The organism is Sphingomonas sp. P3_C5, from assembly GCF_056402635.1.
Window position 1 is genome coordinate 174,048 of sequence record NZ_JBFUHA010000007.1, and the last position, 26,201, is coordinate 200,248.

A 26,201-nucleotide genomic window follows, 5' to 3' on the forward strand; every position below is an offset into this window, starting at 1 on the left:
CCGACCCCGTACCCAGCGCGCTACTTCCCGGATAAGCGTCCGCTTTTCAACAGGCGTCGACCTTAGCACATGCCGAAGCGGCTTAGTGCATCTCCTTGTCGAGCCATGTGTGGCTCCGCGCTCACGCGCCCGAGCCTCTACTCTCCGCCTTTGGTGATGATCGCTAACGCTGGCTAAAGGGCCAGCCCCTGGCGCGCTTCGAGACTTCCGCCCAGCTTCATCTGCTTGGTAAAATGGTCGGGGAGACAGGATTCGAACCTGCGACATCCTGCTCCCAAAGCAGGCGCGCTACCGGACTGCGCCACTCCCCGACGCGCGCCTCCCCTAGGGGCTGGTTCTCGCGGGCGCAAGTTCTGTGAGTCTTGCCCTGTGTCGAGGCCGTCGCGGCAGGTGCGGCAAGCCATGGGACAAGGGTGGCCCAACCCGGAAGGCGAATCAGGGGGTTAGCGAACGCGCAGGCGCCATGCTATCCGTAGCGCATGATCATCGCCGCGATTCTCCTCGTCGTTTCATCGCCATTTCCAGCGCAGGAAAGCTCTGATTATCAAACGGCTTATAAAACGGCTTACGAAAAGGCTTTTCGGGAGAGTTTCCGAACCAACGCGATTCAGTCCTGTATATCCACGGCAAAGGGTGCGGCCGCCGCGGGTTTTGACGTTACGCCCGTTTGCACCTGTGCTGCGGACCAGCTTCTCGCGACCAAATCCGTTCAGCAATTGAGCGGAAAGCTTCCCGACGAGGAATTGCGATCGGTCACTATGGCGTGCGTCAAGACCAACCCGCCGCTGCAACTGAAGTAAAAGCGCCGAGCGCGATCACCGCCGCTCGAACACTGTCCTCACGCTATAAGGGATGGGCGCGAACGGGTGTTCGATGCGGATCTGGGCCGACTTCGTCTTGCCGTCATAGGACAGAATCGTGAAGCGCGCGCCGAAACTCTCGATAGTCCGCGGCATCTCGCTGCCTCTGAACAGCGTCTGGCCGTTGCTGAACTTCAGCGGCTTGCCCTCCTCGACGATCTGGAAGCTGGTGCTGATATTGCCCATGATGCCGCCGGGCCCGTCAAAGACCATGCGGGCCTCGCTTTCGCCGGGCATCCGCGCGATCCCCAATTTGCGGAAAGGCGTCGGCGTGATGGCGACTGAGGTGATCTCGTTCCGGTTGGAGGTGTCGGCAACGAACGCCCTGTCCATCGTGCCGTCGGCATGCGAATCGATCAGGCAGGACTGGACCTGAACGTGCCTGAGTTTGGCAATCGCCTCGAAATCCATGCCGATCTCGCTGAGCTCAGACAAGCCGACGACGCGCTTCTTGCCGGTCAGTCTGGGGGCGGTGCAATAGAGCGCATCATGCTCACCGATCAGCGCCGTCGCTGCGCCGGACACTTTGGACTCGATGAGCTGATCGTCCTTGCCAACCGTGACCGGCTGCCCGAGGAACGTGAAGGAGACATCCGCGTCGAGCGACGCTGCATGCGAGCGGCCGAGCGGCTGGCGATAAAACACCTCGCCTTTCCTGGCGGTCACCACCGTGCCCGGCGCCACGGAGCCGCCATCGGCCATGATCACGTTGGTGGATTGGTCGACCAGGATGTTGAGATTGGCCATCAGCGGCAACATCAGGGGAATGAGGAGAAGTGCGCGCAGGCGCCTGTTCCGGTTGCTGGCCATCACCCGTCTCCCCCGATTAATCCCGCCATGTCGGATTGATAGCCGACCTCTGGTCAATTGCCAGTCGCGATACGCCCCGGCCTCGGCTTTCGCGCGCCGGGCTTGGCTGACTTCAACCGCTTCTCCTCCCTGCTATGGTCCGGGCGGATCCGCTGCCGCGCGCACGGATCCTGCTCTTTCCCATTGTCGAGACATTCGAAAGACGCTGCCGACAGCCGGTCGCGGGGGCGGCCGCGCGCCCCCGCCGGCCTGTCGGAATCGGCCGGTGAAGAGGGCTTGCCTATATCTTTTACGATTCTCAAAACTCTATACTTGATATTATTAGTGCAGATATGACATGCTTCGGAGCAGAACAAACCTTTCACGATGAGTTGATGGACCACGCGCTCGATATATTCGGTCTCTATTTTGCGACGAAGGGCGAGCTTGGAATTTTCAACGCACGTCGGTTCGCATAAATGCCATGCCGCTTATGCCATTACCCAGGCGGGGTTGCCGACGAGGGGTTATTAGCCTCGAAAGATTCATCGGCCCGAATGAATATTACAAGAATATTGTAACGCCTGCATCGGGTTAATGCGACCTGCAAAGGCCATGGGGAGGCCGATGCACCCCGCTACCCGATCAGGAACCACGCCGCCCCAAGCGCCAGTCCGAACGCAACCAGGGTCGCAGCAAGGATCACAAGAAGCGGCCGCGGCCCCGCCTCGAGCAGTTGCGAGAGCGGCGAGCGGATCGCCGTGGCCGTCACCGCGGCGGCGAGCAGGCCGGATGCCAGCTTCTCGGCTCCGCCTGCCACCCCCGCCGGGATCACCCCGAAGCTGTTGATCCCGGCCAGCACGAAAAAGCCCACCACGAACCAGGGCACGCCCGGCCCCTTGGCCTGAGCCCCCTCCCCGCGCAGGAACATCGCCACCACCGCGAGCACCGGCGCGAGCAGGGCGACGCGGGTTAGCTTGACGATCGCGGCGATCTGGCCGGCGCCCTCCGAATAGGAATAGCCCGCACCCAGCGCCTGGGCGACGTCGTGGATCGCGGCGCCCATCAGGAAGCCGGCCTTGAGGTCGCTCAGATGGAGGGCATGGGCGATGAGTGGATAGACCATCATCGCCATCGCGCTCATCGCGGAGATGCCGACCAACACCAAAGTGAGCTGCGCCTGGCTCGCGCGCTTCTCGCCAAGCGTGGTGGCGAGCGCCATCGCCGCGGAGGCGCCGCAGATCGCCACCGCCCCGCCCGCCAATACTCCGAACGCGGTGTCGAAGCCGAGCCGGCGCGCGGCGAGAATACCGGCGCCGATCGCCACCGCGACGATCGCCAGCACGCAGAAAAAGGCCATCGGCCCGAGTGCGACAATCTGGCCGACGGTGATCCGCACTCCGACCAGCACGATCCCCCAGCGCAGCAGCGAGCGTGAGGCGAAGGCGAGGCCCGGCGTCAGCCGCACATCGGCGCTGAGGAAGTTGAGCGCGAGGCCGATCAGCAGCGCCATCAGGGTTAGCGGCACACCGTAATGATCCGACAGGAAGCCGGCGGCGAGCGTGCCCGCTGCGACGATCGCCAGGCCCGGCCAATAGCCGCGCCAGCTCGCCTTGGGGGAGGGCTCGATATCGCCATAGAGGTCGGCGGCCATCGGCAGCGGGAGTTTGGTGGGTCGGGTCGCCATGCCCGCCTTTTATCCGGTTGCGACGAAAGGGCCAGAGACGCAGCCTCCGGGGGTGTTGCGGCCCGCGCGACATTGCGCGAAAACGCGGCATGGCTGATGGACCGACTCTGATCGAACGCCGCCGCGCACTCTCGCTGATCGCGGCGGGCGGCGCCGGGCTGGTGACATCGCCGCTCTGGGCCCAATCTCTGGTCGACCTGCATCTGCCCGGCGGCCCGGGCACCCGGCCGATGACCACCGCCTTTCCGGGCAAGGGGCCGATGATCCTGCAGCGCAGCCGCGCGCCTTTGCTCGAAACGCCGATGGCGGCGATGGACGGCCATGTCTTTACGCCGAACGACCGCTTCTTCGTGCGCTGGCACTATGCCGACATCCCGCTCGAGGTGGACGTGCAAAGCTTCCGCCTCAACATTCTGGGCGCGGTGAAGCAGCCCTTGGCCTTGTCGCTCGCCGAACTGCTCAAGATGCCGCGCTTCGAGATAGCCGCGATCAACCAGTGTTCGGGCAATTCGCGAGGGCTTTTCGAACCGCGTGTGCCAGGCGCGCAATGGGGCAATGGCGCGATCGGCAATGCGAAATGGACGGGCGTTCGGCTGAAGGACGTGCTCGACCGCGCCGGGGTTGCGGCAAACGCGGTGCAGGTGCGGTTCTCCGGGCTCGATACACCGCCGCCGGATGCGCCGCTCTTCGCCAAGTCGCTCGATCTCGCCCATGCGATGGACGGCGAAGTGATGATCGCCTTCCAGATGAACGGCGCGCAACTGCCGATGCTCCACGGCTTTCCGCTCAGGCTGGTCGTGCCCGGCTGGTACTCGACCTATTGGGTGAAGGCGCTCGACCGGATCGAGCTGCTCGACAAGCCCGATACCGGCTATTGGATGGAAAAGGCCTATCGCATACCGGACACGCCCCGGGCGAACGTGGCGCCCGATGCGAAGGGCTATCCGACGGTGCCGATCAACCGGATGGGCCCACGCTCCTTCATCACCAACATCGCCGATGGCGCGCGGGTGGCGGCGAATGCGCCGCTGAAGCTGCGCGGGCTGGCGATGGGCGGGGCATCAGGCGTCGCCCGTGTCGATCTGTCGCGGGATGGCGGCCAGACCTGGCTGGCGGCGGCGACTGGGCCCGATCAGGGCAAGTACGGCTTCCGATCCTGGGACGCGGTGATCCCTGCCCTGCCGCCCGGCGATTACAAGCTCGCGGTGCGCTGCACCAGCGACAGCGGTGAGGTGCAGGTCTTCGAGCCCATCTGGAACCCCGGAGGCTTTATGCGCAACAGCATCGAGACGATCACGGTGCGGGCGGCATGAAGGGCTTCCACCACGCTCCGGCGATGCTTGCGGTCGCTGCCTTTGCGCTGGGCGCCGCCGCGATCGCTGCGAAACGCGGGCCTGCCCCCAAATCGGTTTCAGGAGGCGGCGTCACCCTCACCTCCTCGACGCTCAGCCTGCCCGAGGAAAAGGCGGCGTTCCCTGAAGGCCCGGCGGGCGAGCTGATCACCAATAATTGCAGCGCCTGCCATTCGGCCGAGATGATCCTCAACCAGCCATTGCTAGGCCCGGACAAATGGAAGGCCGCAATCGACAAGATGCGCGGCACCTACCATGCGCAAATCGCGCCCGAGGATGATGCCGCACTGGTGGCCGCTCTGACCGGGCTCCAAGCGCCCCGCCGCTGAGCAGCGAGGCTCAGGACAATTCGCTGACCATATAATTCCGCCTGGTATCGCGCGGTACGACGCCGGCGCCGGTAAGTGCGATCAAGGCCTGATCGAGACGCAGTCCGACCTCGGCGAGCTCCAGCTCGTCCGCCATTGCAAGCGCCTTGCCCACCAGCTCAGCGAGGTCGTTTCTCGAAACATTGGCCATCGGCGTCCCTTCTCTAATCCTCCGTATAACGCCGCAACGCATGAACGCGGCATTAGTCCTTCCAAAATGGCTCAATCTTCTCGATACTCGCCGCGGATATGGATGCGGATCTCCACAAGCGGCTCTCGACGCGACACCGGGAATGCCTGCGGCTCTATCACCAGCGCTATCGTCTAAAGCCGATGGCGCGCATGTTGGGTATCTCGGAAAACACCGTAGGCGGCTATCTTACAGAGGCAGTTCACCTGCTCAACGCCGCCGGTCGCATCGATGCGGCCGAGATGCTGGCCCAGTATGAGACGACCCACCCGGAATCGAGGGGTCGGTTTTCGGTGGGCGACGATCAGTCCATTTCCGCTCCAATCCCGGAGGTGCACCGGGGGGAGCATGCAGTCTCAGCCGCACCAGGCTGGACGACATTCTTCCCGACGCGATCCAATCGGGGAGGGCCCAATGATTTATCTTGGCGGCAGCGGCTGACAGCCATTTTTTCGGGGCTGCTGCTCCTGATCCTGGCGATCTGGATCAGCGTCGCCCTTTATTCTTTCAGCGCCGAGCAGATGGGCAAACTCATCAAATAGCTCCTCCACCAGGCGCCGATTCCTTCCGACCATCATTTCCAGCAGGACCGCCCGGCGATTGCGTCAGGCGGAAAGGAGTTCCCATGTCCAAGACAGATTTCACTGCCGCGATCGAGGCGCGGCTCCCGCTTCGTGCGATGGAAGACGAAATCGACGCCGCCATCGCCGGCAGCGCGAAACTGACCATCGCGATGATCGAGGCGCGCAAGGCGGCGGGCTTGCCGATCCGCGACGGACACGCCCTGATCTACAAGAATATGGAGATCGGCATGGCACTTGCGGATGCCCGTGCCCAGGCGGTCAAGCTCCATGCCGGATGCGCTGCGTTCGGGCGGCGGCTCGACTTGCCGATGCTGTTCGGCGACCAATGGGATTGCGGTATGCTCGCCACGGCGAAGCCCGGCCCCAATCTTTCACTGGTGGGCGAACGACGGTCGGTTTCGGGCGGGGCTTGACGCGGGGCCGCGGTCGGTGATCCGGTCGCGGCATGCCGCTTCACATCATGCTCTTCTATGCCCTGCTTCTCGCCAATTGCGGCTACGCGCTCGTGTCCGGGGGAAAGCCCGAACGGCTGGCGGCGGCGATGCTTCTCGCCGCCACCATTCTTTCGAAGCTCCTCGCGCTCGAAGTGCTCGGCCATTTCCGCGGCTTCGAATTCGACGTTTTCTGGGTCGATGTCGCGCTGCTGCTCGGGCTCACCGCCCTGGCGCTCAACACGGACAGGTATTGGCCGATATGGATGACGGCACTTCATGCCTACACGGTGGTGGCTCATCTGGGCGAGCTGGCAAATCCCGGGACCGTGTTCCCGGTCTACATGATCAACAGCGCGCTGGTGAGCTATCCGATCGTGACAATGCTGGGGATCGCGACCTGGCGCCACCGCGCCCGGCTGCGGCTTGGCATCATCGAAAGCTGACGCCAGTCATCGAGCGGCTGTCACGCGAGATCGGCAATCTCGCCGCGCTGATCACCGGCCCGGGCGCTTATGCCGACCAGGCGGCACATATCTCTCGTGCCCGCGCACTGCGTGCCCGGGCCTTCGGAGCGGCAGCGGAGCTGTTCGGCGATCCGGCCTGGGACATATTGCTCGACCTCTACACGGCGCATGTACGGGGCCAGCTGATCTCGATCAGCAGCGCGACCATTGCCGCGGCCGTGCCGCCCACCACGGCCTTGCGCTATATCGAGGCGCTGCAGCGCCACGGCCTGGTGGAGCGGCGACCCGACCCGGACGACCGGCGGCGCTGGTATCTGATCCCGACCGAGGCAGCGATCACCGCAATGGAAGCATGGTTCGCCGATATCTGATCAGAAGATGCCGAGGACCTTCGGCCGCGCCTTTTTCACTGCAGCCATATCGCGCGCCTCGCACCGGCCGATGATCGCCAGCGCGTCGAGCGTTCGTCCATTGGCCTTGTCGAGCTGGCCGGTCTGGGCATCGCCGAAAGCGATCCAGTCGGCGACGGTGTTGCCGCCCGGCAGATCGGTGCCGGCGACTGGCGCTCGCCAGCTATCGGGGATTAGTGTGCTGCAGGCATTTGGGGTCGTGACGATAGGCGGCGCGCCGACACAAGCCGTGCAAAGCAGCATCGCGCAGAGCGGGATCGACAGGCGCATCCGCGCCCGGAGCAGTCCGTATCGCATGGTCGTTTTCCCTGGTCACGGTGTCAGTGGCGGCATCCGCTTCCATGCGGTTGCCGATGGTGTTGGCGGCATCCCGGCCGCTGGCGAGCGCGGCGCCGGCCTGGCCGGTCGCGAGCCTTGTTTCGACTTTGGCCGTTCGCACCGCTTGCCATTCATGCCAGCCGAACAGTGCGAGCAGGATCAACGCCGCTGCCGCGACAAGGCTCAGCTTTGCGAGGTTCTTTTCAATCCACCCCATATCCCGCCTCCCGTTCCATACAGAGGATCAGGGCGAACGCGGCCAGGACCAGCCAGACGGTGTCGATCACGACCTGTTTCAGCCTGATCATGGCGCCGGCTCCTGCGGTGCCGCAGCCCGGGCGACCGCGGTGTCCTTCATCGCTATGGCCCCGCCACCGCCAGCCATCAGCAGGCCCATGCCCGTGCCGAACTCGATGATGCTGAAGGCGTGATCGATGACGAGATGCGCGCCGGCAAAGCCGATGCCGGATACAACGGACAAAGCCCATAGCATCCGCGACAGCTCGAGATGCTGGTTCGTCGGGCCTTTCAGGAAATTGAGAGTCATGGCCGCCCCCGATACAGAGTGGCTTCAGCCGCGCGGCGACGGGTAAGGCCGACCATTGGTTTGCCCCCTGCCCGGTTCCACCTCGCGAATTCGATGGCTGCACCCGCCTTGTCGCCGGCCTTGTGGGACGACAACAGGGTGGACTTGCCGAGATTGCCAAGCCCGAGGTTGAACGCGAACGAAACAAGCGCATCGAACTCGTTCTGCGCGGTCGGCGCGGTGCCAATCAGCGCGGACACGCCTTCATCGAAACGCTTAAGATCCGCATCGAGCGCTGCGTCGATCCGGGCATCGTCCCATGCCAGGCCCTTGTGCACTTCGGGCCCGGTATGGCCGATACCGATCGTCCAGGGCGCGCCGCCCGTCGCCGGATCAGGATAGGCCTGATGACGGCGGCCTTCGAAGGTGGATATCAGATCGCGTGCTGCGTCACTATGGATCATGGGTGAACCTTTCCGGTCAGCACGGCCCAAGCCGACACGGAGACGCCGACGAGCCAGCCAAGCACCGGACTTTTGAGCAGCGCTTGCAGGACGTTGCTGGCGCCCTGGCGGCGGTTGTGCTCGGCCTCGAGCGCAGAGACGCGCGTGGCCAGGGCATCGATCTTGATGCCTGTGGTGTTGGTCGAGTGAATGAGCTCACGCATCTGCCCGCGGATTTCACCAAGGAGCAGCACGATGCCGGTGTCGATATTCTCGATCGCAGGCGGTTCGGATTTGCGCTGAGGCATCAGGATTCACCTGCGTAAATGTAGCTCCGCTCGACGCCCGCCGCGCCCCCGATCAGCAAGGGAGTCAGCAATGGGGTCACGAAGCTCGTGGCCTTGTTGTAGCTATATTTGTCGACAACCAGGATATTGCCCGCCGTGCCGGTGCCGGGGAAAATATAGAGGTCGTTGCGCGCCAGCGGAATTGCACCGACCGTCAGCGTTGCCGACACATAGTCGAGCACTCCGCGATAGATCGATCGCATCGGCGTCGCGAAGTTATCGCGCGAGGCGTAGAGCTGGATGAGAATATTCGGAGGTGCGAGAATCCAGTCTTCACCATCCCAAACCGCGCAGTTCTGCAGACTGCCGGTGACGCCGGCCTGCCGATTGTCGGTCCAGTTGATGCCGTCTGTCGATTTGAGGGCCCGGCCGCCCAATCCGAACACCACGAACAGTCCGTTGCCATAAGCGGGGTAGTAGAGCGAATTCGGGGAACCGGCGCTCGCCGGGACCGAGCCGTTCGACCAGGTCACCCCATCGTCGTTCGAGTAGATCGGCGTCAGATTGTCGATGGCGACAAGCACCGTGCCGCTCCAGGCGATCCGGCTGACATTGAAGGCTTTGCCGGTCGCGCGCGCGGTCCACGTCCCCGTAACCGTCGCGGCCGTGGCTATCGTGCCGCCATATTGGATGAGATAGTGCGTCGACGCCTTCATGATGAAGTTGATCGTGGTGCCGCCGCTCGGACTCGCCTGCGAGGCCCAGGTCACGCCATCTGTCGAGGTATACAAAATGCCCGCCGCACCGACCGCGACCCATTGCGCGCCATCCCAGATGCCATGGTTGAAATTACCCGCCTGGCGCAGCGTCCATGTCGCCTTCGGATCAGTCGCCGAATAAATGCCCGTTGTAGCAAAGGCCATATAAAGCGCATTGCCGAACTCGATTGCGTTGACCGTTCCAGTGCCGGCCGTGGCGATCGTCGACGATCCGATATTGGGCTGGGCGCCGATCGCACCGAACAGGGCGGGATAGCTGGCCTGGGGATATGTGCCGCCGTCACACGGCAGCCAGCGCCCACTCGGTTTGCTTGCGAACATCTGCACCGCGCCGGTCCGCGCGTCGGGCGTCGTGTGTCCGAACAGCATGGCCTGATATTGCGGCGAATTGTAAACCCGCCGGGCGATCAGGTCGCCGCCCATCCGATTGAGATGGATGTTGTCGCTGGGCATGCGCAGCCCGGGCGGAATCTTGTTCGCGGCGATATAGGTCAGATCCGTGGCATCGGGCGACCAGCCATAGGTCGCGAGCAGATAAGCCAGTTCAGGCGCGGTCGGCGCGAAATTGGGATCATAGACCCGGCCCGGCCACATTGCCTGCATCTGGGCGGAATAGGGGTTCACGGCCCCTGCGCTGAGCGCCTGCAGCGCCGGCATGATGAGGCAATTCTGCATGCCTACGCGGGCGACGATTGGAGCCATCCCGCTGATGGTCTGGGCCGACGAGTTGAACCACCCCCAGATGATGTGGAAATCGTTGGTTGCCTGAAGGCCCTGGACGCACATCATTTTGGAGCCGGGCGGGACCGGCGTTGGCGCGGGTGCGGCGGAAATGGGTGTGAGGGTCAGCGCGGTGGGATTTTGCGAGCCATCGAATGTCGCTGACGATACCCGGACTTTGCGACCCTCGACCAGCCAGATGCTGTCGAGATCCGGGTTGCTGGCTGTGAACACCATTACAGGCGCGACGTCGTAGGCCATTACCGCGACTGGCGTAAGATCAGCGGGAATTGCATTGCCGCTTACCGTGATGACCGGGTTGATCGCGGCCATCTGCGCACCGCCGGTGTTGGCGACATTCCCGGCAAAGGCGTGATTGAGAATTTTGACGGCATCGCCCGAGCGGCCTTGCAACAGCACAGGCCAGTTGTCTGTTATCGGCAGAGCGTAATTGTGTGAGGTGCTGTCGCCCCAGACATGGACACGGTGCCGCGCGGGCACGTCGGAGATCGCAAGATACGCCGAGCTGTCGGCATAGTCTTTCACCAGCGCCGGCACTTTGAGCATGGCGGGCAGCACCTTGCCCGGCCAGAGCTGAATGTTCGAGATTACCGCCGTCAGCGACGTGGTGTTGGTGGTGAAGATACGGAATCCGGCAAAGGGGTAGCCCGCCGACTGAACGTCGAACACGACCTGATACAGCGTTTCACCGATTTGCTCGAACGCGGGTGTCGTGAGGGGGGCGCCTGAGTGTCCAGCGCTATAAATTGTACTGAGCGAATTGATCACGTTGCCAAGTGGCATATTGCTCTCGAACGAGACGACACCATAACCGCCATCGGCGATCGCAAGCGGAGAAAGAAGGTCAATGCCTCCACTTCCACCGGGTGGAATCGTGAACAGTCCGCTCGAGTAGGTCGAGCCACCAGAAAGACTAGTCGGTGAAACGGTGTACGAGACTGGCAGCACCGCATCTATTTTCGAACGCTGAAATCCTTCAGCCGTGAGAAGCTTCGCATCGCTGCGGGCCCGTGCCGGCCGAAGCGAAGCAAATCCTGGCATTTTCATAATAGTTGAACCAGCGCTTGCTGCAACTATCTGGACGCCATCGCAGGTTGCATCGATGATAAAGCTGATCGAATATTCACCGTAACTGTTGAGTGTCATCGTATCTGTATGCAGATTGACGAAACCAGCCTTGCGATAAACCACCGGCGCTGTGATCAATGCAGAGCCGGATACACGCTCGAAGACAAAAGTCACGACCAACCCCGCAGCCCGGACGGCCAAAAACGCGGGAGTCGGAAGAAAAGAAAAACTTGCCTGAGTTCCGCTAAGGGTAACGGTGTTGTTGGCGTTGGTGGTCGCACCACCGACTACGCAGCCTTGAATCAGGGCACAATGTTCATCCGCGTGTACCGGATCCAGACTTGCGAGAGCGTTTGTCGCGGAAGCCGCCGCCGCTGTCGCCGCTGCAGCACTCAAGCTCGCATCGAGCGCCGCAGTATTTGCGATCCGCTTCCAGCCATGCGGCGTACCGGTGACGTAACGAAATGCGCCGGCGTTGGCGACCGTGCCGCCGACGACCGGGTCGGTGTGCGTCCCCCCATCGGCATCAATCACCACCGCGCCGTCGTCGGCTGCGCCGGTGGCGACCGAAAGCGCGGCCCAGCTCTCGAAAACCCGACCAACTCCAGTGCTTGCGATCGCTTCCGTCCGGATGCGAGCCGTATCCGCCAAAATCGCCTGCGCAGCGGCGCCAGCGGCGGCGGCCTCCGCCCGCGCCGCTGCATCTTCGGCGGATGCATTGTCATTTGCGATCCAGCGGAGTTGGCCATCCGCTATGGCCAGGATCCTGCCATCGCCATCTATCAAAGACGGCAGGTCCGGTGCCAACTCCCCGGGCGGAGCCTTCAACGCCCGATCCGCCATGTCCCTCGTCACGAGATCGCGGATCGTGGCCCGCCGGTTGATCAGGTTGACCGTAGCGAGATTATAGGACCCCTCATTCTCGAAACTGCTTGTCTGGAGATAGTCGGGGTTTGACCGAAGCAGGATCTGCGTGTGCAGCGTCGGTGGAGTCAGGAAAGTAACTGTGCCCCCGGCATCGTCGAACGTGACCCGGTATAAATCGGGCGAAACCGGGAGACCGTCCATCTCGACCGCAGCCTCGCTCTCTGTCGCGATCGAGAAGGTAAACGGGAACGCGGTTTGCGCGCCGTCTGCGTCATAAGGACCGCTGTAAACATTCGAACTGATACCTGCCACGCGCACCTCCTGATAATGGAGGGGAGATACGGCAGCGCGGACACTTGTTGAATCAACGACGCCTTTGGAGCGGCACCATCACGGTGGGATATCCGCTCGACAACGCGAGTTCGAGCGCAATGGCAACGCCGCGCGAGACTCGTAGCCAAACCGTCTAGCCAACCGCACCGGGGCTTGCGTTCAATCGAACCGACCCTAGGCTACTGAAATGGCGAATCCTTCCCTGCCCTTCTCATTGCCCGCGGCCACGCCGCCCGGTCTGCTCAACCGCCTGAAATTCTTTCGTTGATGCTGCAGGCGCGAGCTAGGAAACTCTAACAAGCGCTGGATGGCGTGACGTGGCGGGAGGATTTAATGGGGGCATTGCGGTTACTACTGGCCCTCTCCGTTGTGCTTTCCCACGCTGGCGGAATTTTCGGATTTCAACTCGCCGGCGGAGCCTTCGCAGTCCTGATATTCTTCATGGTCTCCGGTTTTTTGATGCAGCTGGTGTTGACCATTCGTTATGATCCGATCAAGGATCTCATGCTTTTCTACGGCAATCGTATCCTACGCATCTTCCCGCTCTATTGGGCTACCTTGGCGACCGCCCTAGCTTTATCCTTCTGGTTGTCCTTCCATGGCGTTGGCTATTTCGCGTTGATTGGCTCGCATCTGGAGTCTCTCGGACCTTGCGACGCATTCATTCTTGTTTTTACGCAGCTCGCACTCATCGGCAGCGACGTTTTGCTGTTTTTAAACATCACGCCCCACGGGATCGGTTGGTCGAGCGGCGCGTCGGATGCGCCGGCCATGCTGCTGATGGTCAACCCACCCGCATGGTCGCTCGGCATTGAGCTCCTCTTTTACGCGCTCGCGCCGTTTCTGGCGCGTAGGAAAGTGGGTTGGACGGTAGCGCTGTTTGCCCTTAGCGCCGCCGCGAGAATGACTCTGATTGGCTCCCACAGCCTCACAGGCCTGACAGCGGACCGCTTCTTCCCGACCGCTTTGCCCTTTTTCCTGGCGGGCATGCTCGCCTGCCGATGGCGGACCGTGATCACACGGCACCCCACGTCGTCCCGAATTGCGGGTGGAGGCACGATCCTCTGCGTACTCTCCATCGGCGCGGTGTCCGTGGCCGGCATCCGCGCCGGCATACCGGGTCAACTCTTCGGGCTGGTCTTTGCCGGAGTGGCGTTTGTCGGCATCCCAGCACTCTTCGCCTTCTCCAATTCGCCGCTGCTGCCCGTTTGGGTGAGGCGCTTGGACGCCGAAATGGGGGCGCTCTCCTACCCGACCTACATAGTCCACTGGCAGGTCATCACAGCCTTCGACGCTTTCCTGCCCGAAACGGCGATGCGATCGGGCTTGATCGTTGCGACTGTTCTCTGTTGCGCGGCCATCCTGACACGATGGGTCGAAAAACCGATCGACCGCTATCGCGACCGTAGGCGAAAGCGACAGCCCGCGCGGGTGGAAATATCCGAAACCCGCAGCAGTCCGGCGAACACAGGTGCCAGAGTCGCGATACCGAAAAGGCAGTCGACCGGAGCCTCGGCCGCGGCGAGAGGAGCAGGTGCCTCGAAACAGCGATTTCCGTGGACGACCAGAAGGTAGATCGAAGGGGAGAAGGGCAGCGCCAGGAGAGCGAGCCAGAATATGCTCATCATGTGACGCAACGCAGTCGATTTCGGTTTTATGAACAGCCTCAATCGGCCCGATCTTGGGTACCGAATAGGCACTATACGAATAACGACCCACCGGATGTGTCATTCTATTGTAGAGACTGCGGATTTCCAGTGCACAGTTTCGGATACCGGCGCGACCGGCCGCGAGGGCGATCCGGGCCTGCGCCTGTGCAGTTCTTCATGCGCCAGCTGCTTGCGATCACCCTTCCAGTCCTGGGCCTGGATCCACGAAGACGTGAACGCATGATCTTCCGGCGTCGGCGGGGTGCGCGGCGACGTCGCGGCGCCGAGCAATGTCATATTGGCCGTGAATCGAGCGGTGAGCGCCAATGGCGCGCGAACACTGCCTGGTCGCGGCCGGGCTATCCCGTCGCCGCCCGCATCAGAACATGACGATCAGGTGCGGCAGTAGCATGAATTTGAGGTAGCCGGCCGCATGGATCAGCAGCGCCGACCACGACTTCCTTTTCTCGCCCCCCGCCACCCAGGCGAAGAGGCTCATCAGGAGGATGAGCCCCGTCAGCACCAGGTAACCAAACAATTCCAGGCTTACCCACTGGAATCTCCCCTCGAGCAGGGGAAACACAAGCCAAGCGAGGCCGAAAATCGACACCACCAATATCACGATCTGATAGGAGGTAAGGAAGCAATCCCCGAACTTGCTTGGCTCGTTCCACCTCATCTCATAGTCTCCGACAACATGGTCGCACGCTTCCGCGGTCGCCGCCGCCGATCCTGTTTTGTTCCGATCATGTCAACGGAAAATTTCAGACCGGGCCGTCCTGCCCGGGCCGTACACCCAGCTCGCAAAGATTCACGGCAAATCGAGGCCGCATGGCAGAAAGAGCGGTTTGCTTCATCTCATCTGAGACCTAATCTGACCAGCAATTTCGCAGCGCTCAGGAGAAACGCGAGTGCGGCCCAACCTGTTTGAGCAAACCTCATTCCGCCTCTCCCGACATTCGCACGCCATGGTTTAGGATATGATGATCACCTTTTGTTCGCATCGCGTCAATGCCGCCGCTATTCAGCGGCCGATCGAGGTCTGAAGAGGTATGCCCGGATCACCGCTAACGCGATGCCGATGATCAGAGAGGTTAGCAAAATGCCGGGCCATGGATTGTCGTCCGGCCCGTCATCATGCGCGAGCCCGCCGAATACGGCGAAAAACGGCGCGAAGACGGTGATACCGAGAAGGCATTTGACCGGAGACCCAGCAATAGCCAGGGCAGCGGGCGCTTCGAAACAGCGATTTCCACGGATGATCAGAAAGTAGATCGAGGGAGAGAAGGGCAGCGTCAGGAGAGTGATCCAGACTATGCTCATCAAGTGACGTAACGCAGTCGATTTCGGTTTTCTGGACTGCATCGATCGTCCTAATCTTGGGTCCCGGATGGCACTATACGAATAACGACCAATCGGATGTGTCATTTTATTGTAGAAACTGCGGATTTTCAGTGCACAGTTTCGGATACCAGCGCGACCGGCCGCGAGGGCGATCCGGGCCAGGCGGTGCTTCGCCACGCGGTGGCCGTGCTCAGCTCAGTGCTCAAGCACCTTATAGAACATCCCCTCTGCGGTCTCGACATTGCCCAGGATGATGCACTCACGATCGCCACCACATATATGCCGGTGGTCGACGTTCGCGACATTGTCGTAAAAATGGGTATCGTTATGCCAGTCATAGGTCGCATCAGGAGCGCCGCAGAACTGATCGTCACAGGGTATAATCACGTCAGCCTCGGATATCAGTCTTTGGGTCGATTCCAGCTTCTGAAAATTGACTAGGACAAGATCCGAATCACTGACGGTGCCTCGAGCGCGATTATACTTCTCGACAGAGCATAACCCTCCGTCACAGACCTTATATTTTCCATCGCGCATTATATCGATGGTAAGCCCAAGATCGGACTTCCATTTTCCATAGGGCGAAAAGCTGTTCTCCCAGTCGCGCTGCGGCGGCGAAGCTGTGCACCCTGGCAGCGTGAGAAAAATCAGAAGAGGAAGTACACGCATCTCACGCTGCTTTCATGGGAACAAGGTTAGCGGTGGCCGGTTCGTTCCGCATGAATGATCATGCTTTGTTCTTTACGCGTCAAGAGAAAACAGCGTTCCCCCATCCACACTCTCTACACCAATGCAGTACACCAAGCCTCCGAGGAAAGGAGAAGAGGCGGGACGCGCGCCTCCCGCTGCTTTCATCGGTCAAATTTACGCGGGATCGGCACCCTCCACACAAATGTCTGATAGGTATTCGAGAACCTGCCATGCTCCAGGTTTGCAACCTGCCCGTGGCGTAGTTTGTTTTCACCCGAAAACGAACCCAGAGTCATCGCATTCCTGCCGGTGAAATAGACATTATGGCCCCTCACTTCGGCAGTAACACCATAAGTGAACGTCCCGATTGTGTCGCCGACATTGATGCCGTCCGCCATCCCGTTAATGCCGTCCATGGTTCCATAGGGAGGTATATGCTGCACCGGAATCGACGCACCCGGCCTTATCTTTCCGCCGCCCGCACTGGCCAGCTGCGCAATACCGAGATCCGAGATATTCCGATAATAATCACCGGTGTCGCCGAAGAGAAGTTCGTTACTCTCGGCTGAATCCGGTCCGAAAATTTCGGGATGGTCGCGCGTTGTCTTACTGGTTCCGTCTCGCCAATCCATAAGCAGCCTCGCGGCCAATGGTGTCGTGAACGGATCATTGATCGCCGCGGTAACAGTAACCATCGCCGTGGCTTTGGCGGCGAGTGACGCCCCGGCATGCTGCAGATCCTTCAGGCGGCGGCGGAGCTCGTCAACGGCCATGCCTCCGACATTCCTGGCGATCTTCTCAGGCGAGATTTCGGGGACCGGCAAATGCCAGCCTTCGCCGATTCCGCGCCACGGAATGCCCTGCGGAAGGGCCTGAGCGGCACCGATCTTCAACAGTTGCGGCTGAGGAGGCTCGCCAAAATCGGCGGTGAGCATTCCGCGTTGCGCAGGCGGCACCCCACCCTGCCGAACCGATCCAGCATCCCTTCCAGCCGCATCCTCGTTCTCGCCCGCTGGGTCGATCGACCGCTGCACATAGGCTTCGTACAGCTGGTTCTGGATCTGGTCCGGCGTCCAGTCCCTTCGCAACATCTCTCGCACAGTGCCTTTGATCGCGTCGGTTCCCCTCAACGTCTCGGGAATGGTCGCCACATTGGCCAGATGCTCCACCTGCGCCTCGTCCGGCGATGGCGGAACCGCGCCCGCGCCGGGCGTCGCACCATCATCCAGCCCGTTGCGGCGGATCTCGTCCCAAAGATTGCGCTGGGTGACGGTGGCTGGCGCAGGCGGATAGCTGGCCATCCCCTTTTGCGTGTCCTCGAGCGAGGTATATTCCCCGGGCGTCATCCGGTCCTGCTCCAGGCGTAGATCCACTTTCGCGAACCCTTCGGGATCCGTCGCAGCCATCCGGTTGAGCTTCGTCGCGGCATCGCCGTGCGGCGCGACCGTCACCGGATGCACATTGCGATCGGCGCGGAGCGTCAGTGCGGCAAGCGCATCGTCCGGGAGATCGCGGCGAACCGCCGGCGGCAGTTGGTTGACCGAGATGAATCCCGGGCCAAGCGTGTGCGCAAGCGAAAGCCCGGTTTCCTTGGCTGCACTCTGTGCCGCGGTACGCTGCCGGTTGGCGAGACCAACACGCCTGTGCAGTTCCTCATGGGCCATCTGCTTGCGATCGTCCTTCCAGTCCTGGGCCTGGATCCACGAAGACGTGAACGCATGATCTTCCGGCGTCGGCGGGGTGCGCGGCGACGTCGCGGCGCCGAGCAATGTCATATTGGCCGTCACCGCCGTGCGCGCATCCTCGGGCAGCGCGCCGAACCAGGCGTCCCCATGGTTAGCGACCAGCGCATCCACGCCCGCCTGACCCCGCAGCGATGCCGCCCATGCTTTCGCCGCGTCGCCGCGATAATGGCGCATCAGCGCGGAAAGCTCGGCGGCACGAGCGGCATTGGCCCCACGACCCGGAGCGTCGCTGCCGGCTGCATTGTCCTTTTCGCCCGCCGGCCCAGGCGCGGGAATTGCAGCACGCGCCCCTCCCCCATCCGCCTGCCGGGCGGACTCGACGGTGAGCATCCGCCCGGTCACCGCCGCGATATCGCCAGACGGCGTCACGGGCGCGGTCGGCGATCGGAGCGCATCGCGCATATCGACATCAGCAACCGCCTGCGCCTCGCCAAGCACAGGAGCGAGCGTTCGCGCCACCTCGTCGCGGTGTGACGGGGTCATCTCGCCGGCCTTGTCGCGCAGATATTGATGCGCGGCGAGCGCGTCATGGGCCGTCAGCCCGTCGGCGACGTCGCGGTGGATCGACGACAGAAAATGCGCCGCCTCATGATTGACCGAGGCCGGGTCCCTGCCCTGCAACAGCGCCTGTGTCCGCATCGCCTCGATGCCGGTGTCGACATGCCTTTGGAACTGCTTCGGATCGGCGGCATTCTCGACCGCATCGCCCCTGGCATTGCCCTGAACACCAAGGCTTTGTTTTTGCTGGTCCGCGACATTCTGCGCCGCGACATGGTCTTCCATCTTCGCCACATCGGCAATGAGGCGCTCTGGAACCGATTGATCGAAGATCCCACGCTGGCGTTTGCCCCTCAGCCCGTCGCGCAACCCGTCGACCGTATCGCGCAACGCGTCTGTCGCTGGCTTCAGCGCAGAGGCCGCATCGGCGCCCTGCCGCGCATAAAAGCCGGCACGGATCGTGCGGGATTGTTCCGCATATGTGTTCCATGCTTTTTTGACCGCGGCATCGTCCTCGATCGCCTGCGCATGCTGCGCAACGGCGACCTTCTGGCCGGTCTGGCCGAGCGATTGCATCCCCGCGCCGAGCGCGTCGAGGCCCGACCCTGAAAAATCCCCGGGGACAAGCTTTTCACCAGTGACGCCGGCAATGCCGACCCGGTTCTGTTCGGTAGGAACGACGGGCATGTCAGCGCACCGCCTGGGGATTCGACGCGAAATTGGTAGCCATGGGCACCCTCCTGCTTTGGAGGAAACCCTAGGCGGGTCTGTACTAGTCTTGAATCAGATCGCCGGATCGGCCGGCATTCACCGCTGCATCCGGCCGCTACCGCGCGGCTTTCGACTTTGCGGCATGGCCGCGACGCACCGGCTCAGCGCGGTACATGCCGAAGATCGTGCCCGTGGAGCACACCGCCGGCCAGCCATCGTCTTTCGCGGCGCGTTTTTCATTCTCGGCATTCTCGGACAGCCTGACGCTGGCCGGGCTCGTGACACTCAGGTCGAACGACACCGGCTGAGCCTCGTCATAGAGAGTCATTCTCGAAGGGCTCGCTGATGCCAGCGTTCCGCTGGCGATGATGCCGGCGCAATCCCACGCTCCGGAGCCACCAGGACCGACATAAAAGGTCGTGATCGCCACCACGACCGAACCGTCACCGGCCGGCAGGATGGCAATGTCGCCTGACGCGCCACGCGCCTGCAGCGACAGTGCGCCGGTTCGTAGCCGCATTCCCGCCAGCGGTGCCGTGTTTTCGCCGAGCGCGAAATTCAGCCTGGCGAGCTGCGACGAAAGCTCAGAGGCGCGGCACGCATTGTCGGCGCAGGCGGTCAGGCGCCGATTCCAGCTGTCTACCGCAACCGAAAACGGATTTTTGCTGATATCGCTGTGGGAAAAATCCTCGTTGAACAGAAAGGACTTTCGCGCCTTTTGATATCGGGCATGGACCAGCCGCTGCAGCGCTGCGACGGACCGGTCGGAAATGCCGCGCGACTGGCTTTGGGGGTGCGACACAGTGGAGGCGCCCTGGGTGCGGCCGCCGATGGCGGCCGAACCGCCACCAATGATCGCCGCGATGAAGCACGGGAACATGAAAAACCGCACCATATGCCCAGCCTCCCCAAAACTAACGCCGCGATTTATCGCCCCGACTTAGCCGTTTCCACTCAATTCCCCGAAAGGAAGGCAGTGAAAGCGTCCATTTCCTCCTTGGGATAGCGGTACTTCGGGAGATCCAGCAACGTCTTTTTGTCGCCCGGCTTCTTGGTACCCTTGGCAACCGAAATCACATAGTCGGATCGCTTCGAATAAAGCTGATGCAGAAGTTTTTCGTTATAGTCGGGAGCGCCAATTCCAGGCGAGGCGTTGGCGGCAAGGACTGCGTTCGTCAGCGGGATCCTGGCCCTTCCGTGCTGGACCGCCATTGAAAAGACCGCCGCGCGGATCGAATTCGGCATCGTGTCGAGATCAACGCCGGTCGCGTTCTTGACCGCATCGACGGCAGCGACATATTTCGTCCGGTAGATGTAGCTGAACTGCGCATCGCGGAACAAACTCGGGTCCTGTGCCGCGATGTCCTTCCATTTCTTGTCGAACGCCGGGGTCTTGGGCTTGAGACCGGCGAAATCGCGTGCCCAAAGATTCTCATCGCTGGTCAGAAAGCCCTGCAGCGTCTTCTTGTTGTAGGAAAGCTGATAGGCTCCATAGGACACGCCACCAGGATCGTTCTTGCCGGAAGATATGGCTTCCGGCCCCGCTCCCCCGGATTCATATTTTGACGAGAGGTACCCGATCCGGTCGGGATCCTGCGTGGTCAATACCTGCATGATGCGCTGGTAATGCGGAGACCGTGGCGACGGCGCTTCGATCAGTTCCTTCAATGCGTCGCCGAATTTCCCATGTTGCCCTTTTGGCCCGCCCGCGCTCGGACCTGCCGGCCCGACTACGAGCGGCGTGACAGAAGGTGGGGCGGCAAAAGGTGGCGCAAGCGGTGGCGGCGCGGCGGGCGCTCCGGATCCCGGCATCGGGATTGGGGCGGCAGCATTGATTCCGGGGGCAATCAGGCTTCCCGGGGCGGGTGACTGCGTCGCCGGATTCGGCGGTTTCTGCGCCAAAGCACCAGCCTGCGGCTGGGACTGCGGCTTCAACCCCTCCACCACCATTGCATGATGGACGGCGAACGCGATCTGATCGAGCGTCGCCGGTCGCTTGCCCTCGGTCTGAACCGCAAGATCGGTCTGAGCTCGCGTGAAGACCCGCATTGCCGGGTTGCCGCCCGGCGCTGGTGCGGTGACCACCGGTGAAACATAGGCGGCCGTGTTTCCTGGCCGGAGCTCGGCGACCTCATCGCCGACGTCGCTCAACGGTGGTGCAGGCTGGGCGGCGATGCCCTGATCGTCGCCGGGTTGCCCGTCGTTACCAGCGGTCTGATCCGCCGCAAGATCCTGTTCCATTGGCATCGGTTTATCCACGTGGTTTTACAGGCGTTTTTCCAGCCATGTCCGAGGCCTGCGACGCGCCGCTCAGTGCCGTGCCAAGACCCTTGAAGATGCCGTCCATCAGCGCACCGCGCCCTTTGGCGCGATCCCCCGCGGCCTGGGCTCGGTAGTTGAAGGCATTGATTTCGAAGCCCTTGGTCTGCTCGTTCCCCGCCTTGTAGAGCTGGGTTAGATCCTCGGCTCCGATCATGGCGGTGTCGCGCTGCACATCGACCGCGCTGCCGAAATTGAGATCCACCCCGTTCGCCGCCATTGCCGCGGTCTGCGCGCCCTTGGTCTGCGAAATCTCGCGATAGCGGCGCTGCGCCTGGAGGTTGGTATTCTGAATCGAATCCTGTGCCTGGTTCTCGGCCAGCTTCGAATTCTGGTCGGCGACCTGCGCCTGGTAGTCGAGCACCTGTTTCTGCCCGATGCCGGACAACACGGCGCCACCGGCCGAAACCACGGTGGAAGCGATCATCAGCGGCACGGCAAGGGCGGGGACACACATCAGCAACGCTCCTGGGTGAAGGTGAGGAATTCGGTATTGGCGAAGAACATCCTGTCCTCCCCTGTGTGAAAGCCCATCCGCTGCAGGAAACGGATTGCGCGGGCGTTATCGGCTGACACTAGATTGCTGAGAGCCGGAGTTGAATCGAGCATCGCCGCCACAAAGCGCGGCCCCCAGCGCAGCATTGCTCGCGGATGGTCGTAGATCGCTTCGGTGCCGAGCATCCAGGGCGTGCCCTCGCCGGCCAGCGCATTCGTCACTACCAGGCCGAACATCGCCTCGGGCCAGCCGTCGACAAGCGCGGTCAGGCAAAACGTCGAAGCGATCAGCCCCTCCCGCAGCGCCTGTTTCGGGCTTTGTCCAAGCGCGCGACACTCGACGATGTCGGCCTCACGCATGCGGTTCGCTATCCGCCCGACATGCGCCGGCGACGCGGCGACAATACGGATGTCCGCGCCCGGTTTATTCTGTCGCGGCGGGATCAAGGTAAATGCCAGTGATCGTCATCGGCAGGGGGTCGGTCGATTGAACCACCACCCGCGCGCCGCCATTGATATCGGGCCGCAGCCATGTCTCGAGCAGGCCGGTCTGGAGCCGGTTCGGCTGGCCGAGGATCTCGGTCGTGCGCGCCCGCAGCGTCTCGAGCTTCGCGACGGTCGGCCCGGCCTTCAGCCCGCGCGTCTCGACCACGCGGATCACCGCTTTGGCCTGGGTCTGCGGCTTGGCGATCGTCCAGCCCGCCTGCCCCTGCCAGGCAAGCGGCAGCGTCTCGATCGTCGCTGCATAAGGCAGCCCAGCCGTCACGATCGAGGCGGGTTCGGGCAGGTCCACCACACCGTTCGCCACCACCAGGCCAGATACGACATTGCCGTCCGCCAGCGCCGAGATCGTCTTGCCCTCGAGGTGATCGAGCCCGCGCAACCGCCTCGCCGGCGCATCAAAGGCATAGGAGACGGCGCTGTCGAGGAAACAACTATTCTCGACTCCATCCCAACGCGCCGCCGCCATGCGCTCGATCAGCAATTTCCCGTTGCGCCGCACGGTCAGGTAAAGGCGGTCCTCGCCATTCTCGGAAATGACGCACACGCTTTCGACCAGCCCGTCCGTCTCGCACTGCGTCCAGCCCCAGACCTGCTGCTCCTGTTCCCAGGTGAAGCACAGCAACGCCCCGTCGTTCCGCGCCGCCCAGATGATCGACCGCGGCTCCTGCGCATACGCCCAGGACACTATGTCAAACCCCCGGAACAGGTGCGGCGAAAAGATCGTCACATCGTTCGAGTTGATCGAATCCGTCTGGAATTCATACCCCAGCGTGCGCACGCCATTGCCGATCGCGGTCTGGTAGAAACACACACTGTCGATCACGAGCGGAGAGAGCCGCGAGGAACCGCGCCCATTCTGCCGCCGCGTCACGAAATCGGTCGCGCTGATATAGCCCGCCTGCCCGCCCCCGATCTTGAAGATCGCGTCCGAGGTCAGCGCAAGGAGATCGTTCATCGAGACGAGCTGGTTGACTGCGTTCACCCGTCCCGCGACCAGCGCGAAGCTGAGCGAATCCGACGCCTTGAGCGGTCTCGAGATATCCATATTCTCGAAGCTGCCCGATCGCGAACCATAGATGGCGTTCGGATGATTGGCCGTACGCGCCCAGAGCAATCGCTGCTCGAAAAAGGTCACCGTCGACGGATAATTCCCCATGTCGCGCGCGACGATCGTACCGCTAGCAACAGTCTGGGCTGCTGATACGCGATAGGTCCCGGTGCCCCCGGCCGTGCCGCTGAGCTGGCCGGTGATCATTGTGCCGGTCGTGACGCCCGGGCCCGACAACGTCTTGTTCGCGGCGAGCTCGCCGCTCGTGATGGCGGTGACGGTGAGCACCGTCCCCGTGATGCTGCCGGTGATGTCGGCTTCGAAGTCGTCGAACGGATTGCTCCCGACCGGCGGCCCGTCGGAATAGTCAGGCCCGATATTGTCATCGATAAAGTAGGTCGACGCGGTGTTGCCGATATAGCCATATTCCTGCGTGTTATCAGCTTTGTAGACCCGGTAACGGGTGGCACCAGTAACCGCTGACCAGTTCACCCTGTTGGTGTTGCGCTTCAAGGTCAGGTCGTTGGTCTGGGTGGCGTGCGTGGAAGCGCGGCTCTCCTGCCCGGAAACGTCATCGACAGCCGTCACGACATAGCTCGCCGGCTGCGGGAAAAAAGCATTGCCGGCTGGCGTGCCGGTGGCGTCGACGTTCTGCGGCGAGGCAATATCCACGCTCGAAATCACCGGAGCCGCAAGCGCGGGCGTGAAGCCGACACTGGAGAAGGTCCAGTTCGTATGCCCGCCGCGCACCAGCTTGGCCGGCGCATGGTTGATATGGGCGATGTACATCGTATCCGCCGATTGCTCGAAATCGAGTTCGGCCAGTTCGCTCGCATTATAGGGCGACCCCACGCGATAGAGGCGGGCGACACTCATAGCTCGGGCCCGTCAGCGCGCTTGTTGTGCGACAATATGCCGGCCGAGACATAGGTGCGCGCGCCAGCAACCGCGATCTTCGCGACCCAGGCCGAACCGTCAGGCTCGCCGATCGCATCCATCCGCACCCAGGCGCCATCGATCCAGAACAGATGTTCCGCCGTCGCGCGGGGATATCCTTCGGCGCGGAGCACCGGTTGCCAGGCCAGCTCGATCGCCTGGACGGGATAGTCGCCCCATTCGAGACTGTGCTCATGCCGGGTCCGCACAAGCATGCCGACCTTCAGGAGCCGCGCCTCGATCTCGCTGCCATCGGCGAGCAGGACGAGCGTGTCGTCAGCAACGCACCAGCCGCCGCCATAACCGCCGCCCCCTGTGGGCGGTGGCGGCGGGGGCGGTGGCGGTGGCGGCACCGGTGGCGCGGTCGGCGGTGCCGGCGGCAGCGCGGTGCGGGTGATTCCGCCAGTATCGCCGGTGAAGGCAGTGAAGCCGGTCGAGTTGATGTCGACGGTGAAGCTCACATCCGCGACGACGCTCAGCACCCTGCCGATCTTGCCGTTGAGTTCGGTCGTGCCGAGGATGCCGCTGAAATAGACCTGATCGCCGATATGATAGTCATGATAGGCAGCGGCGATCATGGTCGTGCTGCCCAGCGTGATCGCGGTGGCCGTGATCTTGTCCTCGATCACCATGCCGCCCAGCGCCGCCGGCCGCATATAGCCCTGGCCAAGCTCTAGCGCATATGTCTGCTCGAGGCTGAACTGAAACGGCATCAGCCGCACGGATTGGTTGCCGCGCGCCGAAAAGCTGTTGCTGGAAACGGTTTGCGCCGGGGTGACACTATAGGTGCCGCCGGCGCCCGCCGTGCCGCTCAACTGCGCAATGATCGTCGTGCCGGCGGCAACGCCAGGGCCTGACAGAAGCTGCCCAGCGACCAGCGCGCCGCTGGCGACTGCGCTGACCGTCATCACACCGCCCGCAATGCTCGCCGTCACCTGTGCCACGCTGTTCCCGGCATAGGCCTCGGCGACGAAGCGCGTACCGGGCCGCTTGGTCACCCCGCCATATTTGAGCAATGTGACGTTGCGCGCGCGGCGCAACGCTGTCTGATAGGCCGCCACATCGACGCGTCCGATCAGCTCCTCGGCGATCTCGCCCTTGGAGAAATTGGCTGAACCAGTGCGGAACGCCATCAGCACACCTGCCCGGTGAGGCCGCCGCTGCGCGCCGCCATCACTTCATCGCTGAAGGGAAGGTCACGCCGGGGCTCGCGATTCTCGTCGTCGGCCATGGCCCGCATCGCGGCGAGCTCGGCCTGCTGGAGCAATTGCCCCTTCATTTCGCGGCTGTCGCGGATCGGCACCGCCAGTCTCGCCGCAAGCGCATAAGCAAGCGCATCGGCGAAAAGCGCCGGCATCACCGCCTCCGGTACATCAGACGCGGAATATTCCAGGAGAGCGCCCGGGATCTGGGTATACAGCAGGCCAGCCTCGACGATGAACGCCTGCCCCCACTCGACAGGCCAGCACGCCACCACGCCTTCCACGGGCGGAACAAGCCGCTTCGGCGTCGCGCAATCGACGGGCAGCGCATAGGCATGAAGCCACTCGCTCGCCCGGGGATTGACGCTCAGCTCGGCGAGCGACGCGATCCTGGTCGCAAAGCTCCAGTCGTGCCGTTCGAGCAGCAGCTTCAGGCATTGCGGATAATAGCGCGCGCAATGCTGCGCCTCGATCGAGTCTTCGGCGATGTCCGCGATCGCGGACGCCCGAAGCTCGCCGAGCGCGAGATTGCAGATGGTGATGCTGACAGCCACTGGACG

At 62.6% G+C, this 26,201-nt stretch carries 28 protein-coding genes and 1 tRNA gene; 8 read left to right on the forward strand and 21 right to left on the reverse strand.

The window, feature by feature from the left end:
- Nucleotides 1-234: 234 nt before the first annotated feature.
- Nucleotides 235-311 (reverse strand) — tRNA-Pro (locus tag AC1DVS_RS18030).
- Nucleotides 312-479: 168 nt separating this feature from the next.
- Between AC1DVS_RS18030 and AC1DVS_RS18035 the strand changes: the two genes are divergently transcribed.
- Nucleotides 480-800: a hypothetical protein gene (locus tag AC1DVS_RS18035; RefSeq protein ID WP_478025298.1), complete on the forward strand. Its 321-nt coding sequence runs from the start codon at nucleotides 480-482 to the stop codon at nucleotides 798-800.
- 15 nt (nucleotides 801-815) lie between these two features.
- Here AC1DVS_RS18035 and AC1DVS_RS18040 read toward each other — a convergent pair whose 3' ends face one another.
- Both AC1DVS_RS18040 and AC1DVS_RS18045 read right to left on the reverse strand, forming a co-directional pair.
- A complete protein-coding gene (locus AC1DVS_RS18040) occupies nucleotides 816-1,670 on the reverse strand; it encodes a hypothetical protein (protein ID WP_478025299.1) in 855 nt (284 codons plus the stop codon).
- Between the two features lie 616 nt (nucleotides 1,671-2,286).
- Nucleotides 2,287-3,336, reverse strand: coding sequence for a YeiH family protein (locus AC1DVS_RS18045; RefSeq protein ID WP_478025300.1), 1,050 nt, complete (start codon nucleotides 3,334-3,336; stop codon nucleotides 2,287-2,289).
- Nucleotides 3,337-3,425: 89 nt separating this feature from the next.
- Here AC1DVS_RS18045 and AC1DVS_RS18050 point away from each other — a divergent pair, with 89 nt between their 5' ends.
- Together AC1DVS_RS18050 and AC1DVS_RS18055 are read left to right on the forward strand one after the other, a co-directional pair.
- A complete protein-coding gene (locus AC1DVS_RS18050) occupies nucleotides 3,426-4,649 on the forward strand; it encodes a molybdopterin-dependent oxidoreductase (RefSeq protein ID WP_478025301.1) in 1,224 nt (407 codons plus the stop codon).
- Nucleotides 4,646-5,017: a cytochrome C nitrite reductase gene (locus AC1DVS_RS18055; protein ID WP_478025302.1), complete on the forward strand. Its 372-nt coding sequence runs from the start codon at nucleotides 4,646-4,648 to the stop codon at nucleotides 5,015-5,017. Before AC1DVS_RS18050 ends, AC1DVS_RS18055 begins: the two co-directional genes overlap by 4 nt.
- A gap of 10 nt (nucleotides 5,018-5,027) precedes the next feature.
- Here the strand turns inward: AC1DVS_RS18055 and AC1DVS_RS18060 are convergent, their stop codons facing one another.
- Nucleotides 5,028-5,207, reverse strand: a complete 180-nt coding sequence (locus AC1DVS_RS18060) for a hypothetical protein (RefSeq protein ID WP_478025303.1) — start codon at nucleotides 5,205-5,207, stop codon at nucleotides 5,028-5,030.
- 98 nt (nucleotides 5,208-5,305) lie between these two features.
- Here AC1DVS_RS18060 and AC1DVS_RS18065 point away from each other — a divergent pair, with 98 nt between their 5' ends.
- From AC1DVS_RS18065 to AC1DVS_RS18075, 3 genes are all read left to right on the forward strand, one after another.
- A complete protein-coding gene (locus tag AC1DVS_RS18065; RefSeq protein ID WP_478025304.1) occupies nucleotides 5,306-5,788 on the forward strand; it encodes a LuxR C-terminal-related transcriptional regulator in 483 nt (160 codons plus the stop codon).
- A gap of 83 nt (nucleotides 5,789-5,871) precedes the next feature.
- The gene (locus AC1DVS_RS18070) at nucleotides 5,872-6,243 is read left to right on the forward strand and encodes a hypothetical protein (protein WP_478025305.1); all 372 of its coding nucleotides are present in this window, start codon (nucleotides 5,872-5,874) and stop codon (nucleotides 6,241-6,243) included.
- A gap of 32 nt (nucleotides 6,244-6,275) precedes the next feature.
- Nucleotides 6,276-6,707, forward strand: a complete 432-nt coding sequence (locus tag AC1DVS_RS18075) for a hypothetical protein (RefSeq protein WP_478025306.1) — start codon at nucleotides 6,276-6,278, stop codon at nucleotides 6,705-6,707.
- A 20-nt stretch (nucleotides 6,708-6,727) separates the two neighbouring features.
- On the opposite strand, the gene AC1DVS_RS18080 is transcribed toward AC1DVS_RS18075, so the two are convergent.
- Nucleotides 6,728-6,898, reverse strand: coding sequence for a hypothetical protein (locus AC1DVS_RS18080; RefSeq protein WP_478025307.1), 171 nt, complete (start codon nucleotides 6,896-6,898; stop codon nucleotides 6,728-6,730).
- Between the two features lie 48 nt (nucleotides 6,899-6,946).
- On the opposite strand from AC1DVS_RS18080, the gene AC1DVS_RS18085 reads away from it, so the two are divergent.
- Nucleotides 6,947-7,099: a winged helix DNA-binding protein gene (locus AC1DVS_RS18085; protein WP_478025308.1), complete on the forward strand. Its 153-nt coding sequence runs from the start codon at nucleotides 6,947-6,949 to the stop codon at nucleotides 7,097-7,099.
- On the opposite strand, the gene AC1DVS_RS18090 is transcribed toward AC1DVS_RS18085, so the two are convergent.
- The 5 genes from AC1DVS_RS18090 to AC1DVS_RS18110 form a co-directional block, all read right to left on the reverse strand.
- The gene (locus AC1DVS_RS18090) at nucleotides 7,100-7,435 is read right to left on the reverse strand and encodes a hypothetical protein (protein ID WP_478025309.1); all 336 of its coding nucleotides are present in this window, start codon (nucleotides 7,433-7,435) and stop codon (nucleotides 7,100-7,102) included.
- Nucleotides 7,436-7,760: 325 nt separating this feature from the next.
- Complete coding sequence (locus AC1DVS_RS18095) at nucleotides 7,761-8,003, reverse strand: hypothetical protein (protein WP_478025310.1); 243 nt, start codon at nucleotides 8,001-8,003, stop codon at nucleotides 7,761-7,763.
- The gene (locus tag AC1DVS_RS18100; RefSeq protein WP_478025311.1) at nucleotides 8,000-8,446 is read right to left on the reverse strand and encodes a lysozyme; all 447 of its coding nucleotides are present in this window, start codon (nucleotides 8,444-8,446) and stop codon (nucleotides 8,000-8,002) included. Before AC1DVS_RS18100 ends, AC1DVS_RS18095 begins: the two co-directional genes overlap by 4 nt.
- Nucleotides 8,443-8,733 carry a hypothetical protein gene (locus AC1DVS_RS18105; protein ID WP_478025312.1) on the reverse strand — a complete coding sequence of 97 codons (291 nt, stop codon included), beginning with the start codon at nucleotides 8,731-8,733 and terminating at the stop codon, nucleotides 8,443-8,445. The genes AC1DVS_RS18100 and AC1DVS_RS18105 overlap by 4 nt, the downstream gene beginning before the upstream one ends.
- On the reverse strand, nucleotides 8,733-12,479 hold the full coding sequence (locus tag AC1DVS_RS18110; RefSeq protein ID WP_478025313.1) for a tail fiber protein: 3,747 nt from the start codon (nucleotides 12,477-12,479) through the stop codon (nucleotides 8,733-8,735). Before AC1DVS_RS18110 ends, AC1DVS_RS18105 begins: the two co-directional genes overlap by 1 nt.
- A gap of 354 nt (nucleotides 12,480-12,833) precedes the next feature.
- Between AC1DVS_RS18110 and AC1DVS_RS18115 the strand changes: the two genes are divergently transcribed.
- Nucleotides 12,834-14,075 carry an acyltransferase family protein gene (locus AC1DVS_RS18115; RefSeq protein WP_478025314.1) on the forward strand — a complete coding sequence of 414 codons (1,242 nt, stop codon included), beginning with the start codon at nucleotides 12,834-12,836 and terminating at the stop codon, nucleotides 14,073-14,075.
- 453 nt (nucleotides 14,076-14,528) lie between these two features.
- On the opposite strand, the gene AC1DVS_RS18120 is transcribed toward AC1DVS_RS18115, so the two are convergent.
- The 11 genes from AC1DVS_RS18120 to AC1DVS_RS18170 form a co-directional block, all read right to left on the reverse strand.
- A complete protein-coding gene (locus tag AC1DVS_RS18120; protein WP_478025315.1) occupies nucleotides 14,529-14,759 on the reverse strand; it encodes a hypothetical protein in 231 nt (76 codons plus the stop codon).
- A 410-nt stretch (nucleotides 14,760-15,169) separates the two neighbouring features.
- Nucleotides 15,170-15,670: a hypothetical protein gene (locus AC1DVS_RS18125; RefSeq protein ID WP_478025316.1), complete on the reverse strand. Its 501-nt coding sequence runs from the start codon at nucleotides 15,668-15,670 to the stop codon at nucleotides 15,170-15,172.
- An 18-nt stretch (nucleotides 15,671-15,688) separates the two neighbouring features.
- Complete coding sequence (locus tag AC1DVS_RS18130; RefSeq protein WP_478025317.1) at nucleotides 15,689-15,880, reverse strand: hypothetical protein; 192 nt, start codon at nucleotides 15,878-15,880, stop codon at nucleotides 15,689-15,691.
- A gap of 464 nt (nucleotides 15,881-16,344) precedes the next feature.
- Nucleotides 16,345-19,113, reverse strand: coding sequence for a hypothetical protein (locus tag AC1DVS_RS18135; protein WP_478025318.1), 2,769 nt, complete (start codon nucleotides 19,111-19,113; stop codon nucleotides 16,345-16,347).
- 139 nt (nucleotides 19,114-19,252) lie between these two features.
- Nucleotides 19,253-20,032, reverse strand: coding sequence for a hypothetical protein (locus AC1DVS_RS18140; RefSeq protein ID WP_478025319.1), 780 nt, complete (start codon nucleotides 20,030-20,032; stop codon nucleotides 19,253-19,255).
- Between the two features lie 59 nt (nucleotides 20,033-20,091).
- A complete protein-coding gene (locus AC1DVS_RS18145) occupies nucleotides 20,092-21,384 on the reverse strand; it encodes a VgrG-related protein (protein ID WP_478025320.1) in 1,293 nt (430 codons plus the stop codon).
- Between the two features lie 4 nt (nucleotides 21,385-21,388).
- Nucleotides 21,389-21,913, reverse strand: coding sequence for a hypothetical protein (locus AC1DVS_RS18150; protein WP_478025321.1), 525 nt, complete (start codon nucleotides 21,911-21,913; stop codon nucleotides 21,389-21,391).
- On the reverse strand, nucleotides 21,913-22,311 hold the full coding sequence (locus AC1DVS_RS18155) for a hypothetical protein (protein ID WP_478025322.1): 399 nt from the start codon (nucleotides 22,309-22,311) through the stop codon (nucleotides 21,913-21,915). Before AC1DVS_RS18155 ends, AC1DVS_RS18150 begins: the two co-directional genes overlap by 1 nt.
- A gap of 64 nt (nucleotides 22,312-22,375) precedes the next feature.
- The gene (locus AC1DVS_RS18160) at nucleotides 22,376-24,379 is read right to left on the reverse strand and encodes a phage tail protein (protein WP_478025323.1); all 2,004 of its coding nucleotides are present in this window, start codon (nucleotides 24,377-24,379) and stop codon (nucleotides 22,376-22,378) included.
- Complete coding sequence (locus tag AC1DVS_RS18165) at nucleotides 24,376-25,572, reverse strand: hypothetical protein (protein ID WP_478025324.1); 1,197 nt, start codon at nucleotides 25,570-25,572, stop codon at nucleotides 24,376-24,378. The genes AC1DVS_RS18160 and AC1DVS_RS18165 overlap by 4 nt, the downstream gene beginning before the upstream one ends.
- Entirely contained in the window at nucleotides 25,572-26,195 is a 624-nt protein-coding gene (locus AC1DVS_RS18170) for a phage connector family protein (protein ID WP_478025325.1), read from the reverse strand. Before AC1DVS_RS18170 ends, AC1DVS_RS18165 begins: the two co-directional genes overlap by 1 nt.
- Nucleotides 26,196-26,201: the final 6 nt, after the last annotated feature.